Annotated in this window: 8 protein-coding genes and 2 pseudogenes; 5 read left to right on the top strand and 5 right to left on the bottom strand. The window is 35.2% G+C overall.

What is annotated here, in order from left to right; all coding sequences use genetic code 11:
* The first annotated feature begins 475 nt into the window (after nt 1-475).
* The 3 genes from desA (at nt 476) to LOK41_RS26400 (ending at nt 3677) form a co-directional block, all read left to right on the top strand.
* Nucleotides 476-1510: a Delta(5) desaturase DesA gene (gene desA / locus LOK41_RS26390; protein WP_241818958.1), complete on the top strand. Its 1035-nt coding sequence runs from the start codon at nt 476-478 to the stop codon at nt 1508-1510.
* A gap of 434 nt (nt 1511-1944) precedes the next feature.
* Nucleotides 1945-3057: a sensor histidine kinase gene (locus LOK41_RS26395; RefSeq protein ID WP_241818959.1), complete on the top strand. Its 1113-nt coding sequence runs from the start codon at nt 1945-1947 to the stop codon at nt 3055-3057.
* A 20-nt stretch (nt 3058-3077) separates the two neighbouring features.
* On the top strand, nt 3078-3677 hold the full coding sequence (locus LOK41_RS26400; RefSeq protein ID WP_241818960.1) for a response regulator transcription factor: 600 nt from the start codon (nt 3078-3080) through the stop codon (nt 3675-3677).
* A gap of 76 nt (nt 3678-3753) precedes the next feature.
* Here the strand turns inward: LOK41_RS26400 and LOK41_RS26405 are convergent.
* The 4 genes and pseudogenes from LOK41_RS26405 to LOK41_RS26420 all read right to left on the bottom strand — a co-directional run.
* Nucleotides 3754-4101, bottom strand: a pseudogene (locus tag LOK41_RS26405) (DDE-type integrase/transposase/recombinase); the annotation flags it as partial.
* Between the two features lie 112 nt (nt 4102-4213).
* Nucleotides 4214-4498 carry a hypothetical protein gene (locus LOK41_RS26410; RefSeq protein ID WP_017154544.1) on the bottom strand — a complete coding sequence of 95 codons (285 nt, stop codon included), beginning with the start codon at nt 4496-4498 and terminating at the stop codon, nt 4214-4216.
* Nucleotides 4499-4577: 79 nt separating this feature from the next.
* Nucleotides 4578-4799: a hypothetical protein gene (locus LOK41_RS26415; RefSeq protein WP_017154545.1), complete on the bottom strand. Its 222-nt coding sequence runs from the start codon at nt 4797-4799 to the stop codon at nt 4578-4580.
* Nucleotides 4800-5019: 220 nt separating this feature from the next.
* Entirely contained in the window at nt 5020-5376 is a 357-nt protein-coding gene (locus LOK41_RS26420; protein WP_017154546.1) for a cupin domain-containing protein, read from the bottom strand.
* A 226-nt stretch (nt 5377-5602) separates the two neighbouring features.
* Between LOK41_RS26420 and LOK41_RS26425 the strand changes: the two genes are divergently transcribed.
* On the top strand, nt 5603-5785 hold the full coding sequence (locus tag LOK41_RS26425; RefSeq protein WP_017154547.1) for a hypothetical protein: 183 nt from the start codon (nt 5603-5605) through the stop codon (nt 5783-5785).
* A 202-nt stretch (nt 5786-5987) separates the two neighbouring features.
* Here the strand turns inward: LOK41_RS26425 and glpX are convergent, their stop codons facing one another.
* On the bottom strand, nt 5988-6968 hold the full coding sequence (gene glpX / locus LOK41_RS26430) for a class II fructose-bisphosphatase (protein WP_017154548.1): 981 nt from the start codon (nt 6966-6968) through the stop codon (nt 5988-5990).
* A 528-nt stretch (nt 6969-7496) separates the two neighbouring features.
* Between glpX and LOK41_RS26435 the strand changes: the two are divergent.
* Nucleotides 7497-8546, top strand: a pseudogene (locus LOK41_RS26435) (IS4 family transposase); the annotation flags it as partial.
* Nucleotides 8547-8750 lie beyond the last annotated feature (204 nt).

Raw genomic sequence — 8750 nt, forward strand, 5'->3', positions numbered from 1 at the left:
GCAACAGAACCCTTGATATGGTTTTAGTCATTTGCATGACATTTGTCATGTTTTCTTTATGACACATATGTCTACAAGACTTTAATCCTTTCCTCTATAATTTGAAATAACCAAAAGGGAAGGAAGGGGTACAGCCAAGATACATGTAATTTTAGGACATATTCTGTATTTTATTTCCAAATGAAGTTTATTGAACTTATAACTAGGTATCAATTCATTTATTTGCAATGAAAAATCTGCCTTTGTCTACTATGGGTTAACCCTAATCATCCATTGATTAGTTACTGAAAACATTTCGTTTCGATTGTATGATTAGGGTATATAATAATAAGTTAACAAATAAAAGATTAGACGTATGAGGATTTTTATAAAAAATAATAAACGAAAAATCCGATTCAAAATCCATTTGGAAATAACGGTAAGGCTATAACCTAAAATTACACATATCTCGGTTGTACCCTAAGGAACATAAAAGATGACGATACAAAAACAGAAAGATTTAAGGAAACAAGTAGCACCTTACGAAAAGACTAATACATGGCATAGTGTAAAACAACTCGTTAACACTTTAATGCCTTTTTTCATGTTATGGTTTTTGGCTTACCAAAGTCTATCAATTTCATATGTACTTACGTTAGCTTTGTCAGTGGTTGCGGCGGGGTTTCTCATAAGGATGTTTATTATTTTTCATGACTGCTGTCACTACTCTTTCTTTAAGAATCGAACTGCTAATGAAGTAATTGGAAGCATAACAGGTATTTTAACATTATTTCCATATAAACAATGGCAACATAGTCATTCTATTCATCATGCAACGAGCAGTAATTTGGATAAGCGAGGAGTAGGAGATATATGGGTGTTGACAGTAGGGGAATATGGGGCAGCGTCGTTTTGGACCCGGGTAGCATATCGGTTGTATCGCAATCCATTTGTCATGTTTGGATTAGGACCGATTTATGTGTTTCTCATTTCAAATCGTTTTAACCGAAAAGGTGCTAGATGGAAGGAGCGTATCAACACCTATGTCATAAACCTAGCAATTGTTGCTTTGGTAGCTGGACTTTGTTTGGCTCTAGGATGGCAGTCTTTCCTTTTAGTACAAGGTCCAATTTTTTTAATTTCAGGATCTATGGGAATATGGCTATTTTATGTACAGCATACATTTGAGGATTCATATTTTGAAGAAGATGAGGAATGGGAATACGTAAAAGCGGCAGTGGAAGGAAGCTCTTTCTATAAGCTTCCGAAGCTCTTACAATGGCTCACAGGAAATATCGGTTTTCATCATGTTCATCATTTAAGTCCAAGAGTCCCGAATTATAAGCTTGAGACTGTGCACAATAATACGCAGCAGTTACAAAATGTACCGACGATAACTTTAACTACTAGTTTACAGTCTTTAAAATTCCGTTTATGGGATGAACAGAACAAAAAATTTGTAGGGTTTAAAGACAGCAAAGTTCCATCAAGATCAAAGAGTGTCTTAGTTCAGCCCAAACCTAAGTTATAGAAATGTTAAAGTCTATGGAACACACTATCCAGATAAGAGGCCATAACCGGGTCTCTTGTTTTGTTCTGTAAGAAAGCATAAATTTCTAACTGGAGGACTGTTCGACGTAGCGAGAAATTTTAGGAATAAAGTGTAAGTATAACTTCTCGAGGTATTGTTTAGCTCCCACGGTCTGCTCCAGTCACCTTTGATACAAAAGGCAAAAAGCGCCTTTTGTATCAAAGACCACAACGAAAGCTTCCATGAATAGATATCGCTCGAACCGCACATTTTATTGTGCGCGGGTTGTTCTTCTACAGGAGCAAGGGTGGAAGGTGTTCGCTTTTCTTATTAGAGAAGTGAGTGGTAGGAGTATATATGGATAGAAAGTGGTAAAATAAATTAGGAAGTTAGACTTACGTAACATCTTTAAAATCAAAAAAGAGGTTTCATTCATGATTAAAAAATATTTGACATTCCAAAAGAATAATGGAATTTCTCCTTATTTTTGGACGATTCTTTGTATACTACCTTTTTACTTTATTTTTCAATTATCCTCTATGGTTAAAATTATTGTAGGGATTTTCCTTACAATTTTATTTTTTATTTTTTACCGTATTGCCTTTGTCTCAAAGGGCTGGCCTGTTTATTTGTGGACACTCATCCTAATCGGAATCTCAATTACATCAACAAGTCTTTTCAGCTATGTATATTTTGCTTTTTTTCTAGCATACTTTATAGGCAATATCACAGATCGTATCACATTTCTCACATTATATTTTATTCATTTAATCAGTACGTCCGTCTCTATCAATTACAGCATTATAATTCATGATGAGCTTTTTTTAGAGCAACTGCCTTTTGTAATTATCATTTGGATTAGCGTTATCCTCCTTCCATTCAACATTTACAATAAAAAGGAAAGAGGGCAGCTAGAAGAAAAGCTGGAGGATGCCAACAAGAGAATCGCTGAGCTTGTCAAATTGGAGGAAAGGCAGCGGATTGCCCGAGATCTGCATGATATACTAGGACAAAAGCTTTCTCTAATTGGCCTAAAGAGTGATTTAGCAAGAAAGTTAATTTATACAGATCCTTATCAAGTACACAGTGAATTAAAGGACGTTCAGCAAACAGCCAGAACTGCATTAAGTGAGGTGAGAAAGTTGGTATCTTCCATGCGTGGGATTAGATTAAATGAGGAGATTTCTCGTGTAAAGCAAATTATCGAAGCAGCACAAATCCATTTTGTATTTGACCAGAAAGTCCAATTAACTAACGTTTCCCTACTAACTGAGAACATTCTCAGTATGTGCTTGAAGGAGGCAGTAACTAATGTAGTAAAGCATAGTGAGGCCACTTCCTGTTACATTTCGATTGAACAATCGTGGAAGGAAATTGTGATTACTATACAGGATGACGGAACTTTTAAGAATGAGGAAGAGTCTACAGCCAAAAGTCACGGATTAATAGGAATGAAGGAACGTTTGGAATTCATAAATGGCGATTTAGAAATGAGAACAGATGACGGAACAACTTTAATCATAAGAGTACCAAATGATGTCAAGTAGACAGATAAGGAGAAACTTAAATGATTACAATTGTGATTGCAGAAGACCAGAAGATGCTGTTGGGAGCCTTTGGTTCACTATTAAATTTAGAGGAGGATATGACGGTAGTAGGACAGGCTTCTAATGGAGAGGAAGCGGTAGCTTTAGTGCGGAAATCGCAGCCTGATGTTTGTATTATGGATATTGAAATGCCTGGAAAGAGTGGGCTCGATGCTGCTGAAGAGATTAAGGATTTAGGTTGTAAAGTTATTATCTTAACAACCTTTGCTCGTTCCGGTTATTTTCAACGCGCTTTAAAGGCTGGTGTAAGTGGTTATTTATTGAAGGATAGCCCTAGTGAAGATCTGGTAAGCTCTATACGTGGGGTAATGACAGGAAAAAGAATATATGCACCTGAACTCATGGAAAGTGTTTACGGCGAGGAGAATCCCCTTACTGACCGGGAAAAAGAAGTATTAGGGCTCGTAGCTCATGGGAAAAACACAAAAGAAATTGCTGCTGAACTTAGTATAAAAACAGGAACAGTTCGGAATTATATTTCTCAAATAATGGATAAATTAGAAGTTAAAAATCGTATAGAAGCGATTGTCCAGTCAAAAGAAAAAGGCTGGTTTAAGTAGTGTGAAACAGAGATATTATGGGTTCTGTTGCGAAGTTTTGTTAAGGTTAAGTGGTGCCAACAAAAAGTTGTATATTTTATGCGATTGTTAGTAGCTCCTGTAATTTATTGTATGTCGAAAAACCGAAGTCTGAGCCAAGACTTCGGTTTCGTTTATATAAAGCATGAATGGTTTCGATGCCTTTCAAGGTACGGGAAGCGTGGCGAAGATTTTGAAATCCTGCGGATTTGGAAAAACGTCGCTTCACATGCCTATGGTCCTGTTCAATGAGATTGTTCAAATGCTTGCTTGTACAATGAGTTGTATGTATATAAAAGCCTTGTTCTCTTAATTTGTTAAATGCGCAAAGTAATGCTGGTGCTTTGTCTGTAGTGAGAACCGCTGGTTCTCTAAATGTTTTGACTAATCTTTTCATAAAGGTGTACCGCCAGCATTTTGGAAAAAAACACGCTAAGCAAAAAATACAATAAGCCATCCATATGGGCAGCTCATTTACATAATGATCGTTATCAGAAGTTATTTGATTTCTATTGTTGTTACGGCATAGACCTTACAATTGATTCTATTAGTAATGACAAAATAGCTAAAAGAACAGTCATAGATGTGGAAACAAAGATTACTTTTCTGTTTATGCTTAGAATTTTTTCATTGGATTTACGGTGTATCAAATATAACCATATTCCCACAAGGATAGAACTACCCCAAATGATTAATCCTGTTTGTGTCACGATCTTTTGCCAATCAACAATCCAGAAATAGAGAATACCCAGTTGTATAATGAGTAGAACGGATGTAATAGATGTTGTTATATATTTCTGCATATGTATCACTCCGATATGTCAGTATATTTTTAAATTACAGCAAACCCCTCTCCCTTTAGTAAGGAGTTTGCATCATTGCTTATGTACAACACAGTGTAGCATCGCTAAAGGCATCTTCGGGAATATATACTTTACCATCTTTTATTTCATACGGAATGTTATTTCTTTTTAGTTTAGCTGTATCAACAGTGTCAACAGTGCTACCCCACTGTTCTAACTTACCGTTGTACTTTTGACAAGCAGGTAACACTAAAAGAGCTGTAAAACATAAAAGTAGATTTCTAAAACGATGTTTCTCCATAATAACCCTCCTCCCCTACTTATTTTACCATTGGAAATAAACAATTTCTGTAAAAAATAGATGTATATCGTATACATGTAAAGTTAACATAACGAATCATTATCGGGATTCAATGTATTTAGAAGACTATTAAAAGCCCTCCAAATTATTTAACTGGAAGACTTTCGTGTTCACATAATTTCTCGTTATTGGAAGTTGCTTATCGATTGTTTAACATTTGTTATTTCTTTAAAGGCATAAATGATAGGGGATTTAGTTCTTCGCTTTCTATTACAATCGCAGTTAACCCTATATTTGTTTTGGTCGCGTGCCATTCGCCTTTCTCCCAAAATACAGCATCTCCACTTTGTACTTTGATGAACTCTTCCTTTTCCCCTCTAACACTTCCTTCTCCGTTTACAATTAAAAGAAGTTGAGGTATAACCGCTTGGTGATAACCAATCATTCCGTTTTCGTCTAGGTGCATACATCCTATATGAGCTGCTTTTTGAGTTTGGATTATACGGGACATAATAAAATCAGAATTGAATTTTTCTATCTTTTTTCCAGCTTCCTTTTTAAACTGATAAATTTCCATTTAATCCCTCCTTGTTCCTTTCTTTATTTTATCATTTAGGGGTCACCATACATGCCCATCAACTTAACATTTTGAAGTATCACCCAAATGAAAAAATTGCACTGTTAAAGGTAAATATAGATTATCAAGAATTAGTAAAGTAGAAGATTTTAATAAAAATTGGTAAAATAATAATCAAGTATTGAAATTAGAAATAGGACTGTGTTAAAAAAGGAAATTCTATACTATGGAGCAAATTATTTCAAACAATAAGAACGGATCTACAGAGATATATTATAAATTATTCTCTATGTTATCTTTGTTAACTTTTCATAAGATCACATCCATTGAAAAGAAAAAGAAAAGCCTTAAGCTTTTCCTTGAAAACGAATTAAAAAATTTAACAAAAAATAATCCTTATAAATTATAATGTGATTTGAACCATAACTTTGCCGTTCCGGCAAGGTTATGGTTCTTTTGGTTTGCGGCAAAGTTATGCTTCAATATTAGTTTATATTTAATAAGTTAAATAAATTGACATCTGTTATAAGAAGTGCCCACTTATATAGCTTAGCAAGGATTCTTTTTTAAATTTAATAATAGTTCATTTTAGAGATTTTTTGATACATGTATCATATAGTAGATTGTAGTTTCATATGGTACGGTTTTTGCTCAAGGTGATGTATTGTCTTTATAAAACGTACCGTTTTTGTTTTAGCACGCATTACAATTGAGTCTGTTTCAGCTAAGTCCCCACCTAGAAATCGTACTTCTTTTAGAATATCACCTGATGATACACCTGTTGCAGCAAAAATTGCATCATCTCCAGCTACAAGATCTTCTAATTGTAAGGCTTCATTTGGATTTGTAATCCCCATTTTAATACAACGATTGAATTCTTCCGTATTCTCTGGAAGTAAACGCCCCTGCATTTCTCCGCCAAGACATTTTAATCCAGCAGCCGCAATTACACCCTCCGGCGCACCACCAATTCCGACAAAGAGGTCTACACCTGTATTTGGAAGGGCAGTAGCCACAGCGGCACTAATATCATTATCGGAAAACATCTTAACTCTTGCGCCTTTCTTGCGTATCCTCTCCATCATGTCATTGTGTCGATCTCTTTCAAGAACCATCACGGTTAAATCTTGAATACGTTTGTTAGTTGCGTCAGCTACAATCTCAATGGTTTTTTCGATTGGATCATTGATAGATACTTTCCCCGCAGCTAATGGTCCTACTGCTAACTTTTCCATATACATATCTGGAGCATGAAGCAAATTCCCCTTATCTGCAATCGCTAATACTGTAATAGCGTTTCCATATCCTTTTGCAACTATATTTGTTCCTTCTAGTGGATCGACAGCAATATCAACTTCTATACCTTGTCCAGTTCCTAACTTTTCACCAATATATAGCATAGGAGCTTCATCCATTTCACCTTCTCCAATTACAACCTTACCCTGCATATTTATTGAATCAAATACTAATCGCATTGCATTTGTTGCAGCGTCATCTGCCATAATTTTGTTTCCCCTTCCAAGCCAACCAGCAGCCGCTAAAGCAGCACCCTCTGTAACACGTACGACTTCTAAAGCTAGTTCACGATCCAATAGAATATCCCCCTAATATGAAAACCCATATATTATTTTAAAAAATAAAGTCAATAAAGTATAACATATTTATCTTATTTGTATATCATATATTTGTATAAACACACGAAAAATGAGTAACATTCACATAGTCCTCTTCTAGTATGGATATTTAGCTATTGTTTCTACATCTGGTTTAAAATCGCCCTTCACTATAATCAAATGACTTTAGATAGTCTTAAATAAATGTCTCTCTATATAATTAATGAGAGAATTAACTAACGGCAAGTTTATGGGTTAATAAAAGACTTTTGGCAATGTTATGCTTCAAATATTACAAGAATGTTCTCTAAAAACTATGCTTTCTGGCAATATTATGGTTCAAATTGTGGCGGACTTATGATTCAAATCACATATAATACGGTTCCCAAAGATTAAACTCTATAAGACAATTTATAGGATTTTATTAAACCAATATAATGTCATATTAATTTGACCTTAAAAACGCTATTCTTTTTGTAGAAATATACAGAAAGGGTGGCGTTTTTTATGAATCTTTCGATTCAAGATGAATTACAATTATTTGCTGAAGAGTTGCATCAACATCTTGCTCCTTCATTTTTAGAGAATCTTGCTAGAGAACTAACTTTTGTACAACGAAAGCGTAAATTTTCAGGTCATGATTTAGCTATTATCTGTGTCTGGGTTAGTCAACGTGTTGCGAGTGATTCATTAGTTCGACTGTGTAGTCAACTTCATGCTGTTACAGGAACTCTTATGAGTCCAGAAGGACTCAATAAACGTTTCAATAAGAAGGCGGTTTGCTTTTTAAAACATATTTTCTCCACATTATTAAAAAATAAAATTTGTGAAACATCATTGATTCCAAGCTCTTCAATCACCTATTTTCAACGGATTCGTATTTTAGATGCAACGATTTTTCAGGTACCAAAACATTTAGCCAGTGTGTATCCTGGATCAGGTGGTTGTGCACAAACAGCGGGTATAAAGATTCAATTAGAATATGATTTACATAGCGGACAGTTTTTAAATTTTCAAATTGAACCGGGGAAGAACAATGATAAGACCTTTGGAACAGAATGTTTAGCGACATTACGACCTGGCGATCTATGTATTCGGGATTTAGGCTATTATTCACTGGATGATTTAGATCAAATGGACCAACGTGGCGTGTATTATATATCGCGGCTTAAACTAAATAATATGGTGTATATCAAAAATGAGTTTCCTGAATACTTTCGAAATGGGACAGTAAAAAAACAATCTCAGTATATCAAAGTTGATTTAGAATACATTATGAATACCTTAAAACCAGGACAGGTCCATGAAATAACAGCAGCTTATATTGGAAAGGATAAAAAACTATTTACACGAGTTATCATATATCGATTAACTGAAAAGCAACTTCGAGAACGTAAGAAAAAACAAGTATATACGGAAAGTAAAAAGGGTATTACGTACTCAGAGAAAAGTAAACGCTTAGCTGGTATGAACATTTATGTTACCAATACACCTTTGGAATGGGTTCCGATGGAACAAATACATGATTTTTATTCTCTTCGCTGGCAGATTGGCGTGTCCAGATAAGGACACATTATCTAGTTGGTGAAAGTCCAATCGGGAGAATAGACTCCACTCCCGTAGCCTGAGAGGCGCCATGAAGTGAAAACAACATAGCGACGAAGCCCTCTGACATCACATGCAAAAGGCATGTGGGCAAATCTCCAGGTTGTAACGTACAGTGAACGTAGACGTAGCCTCGTTACACGCAATTCCGATGGC

Origin of the sequence: Bacillus sp. TL12 (assembly GCF_022625245.1) — a bacterium.
Classification (GTDB): domain Bacteria; phylum Bacillota; class Bacilli; order Bacillales; family Bacillaceae_G; genus Bacillus_A.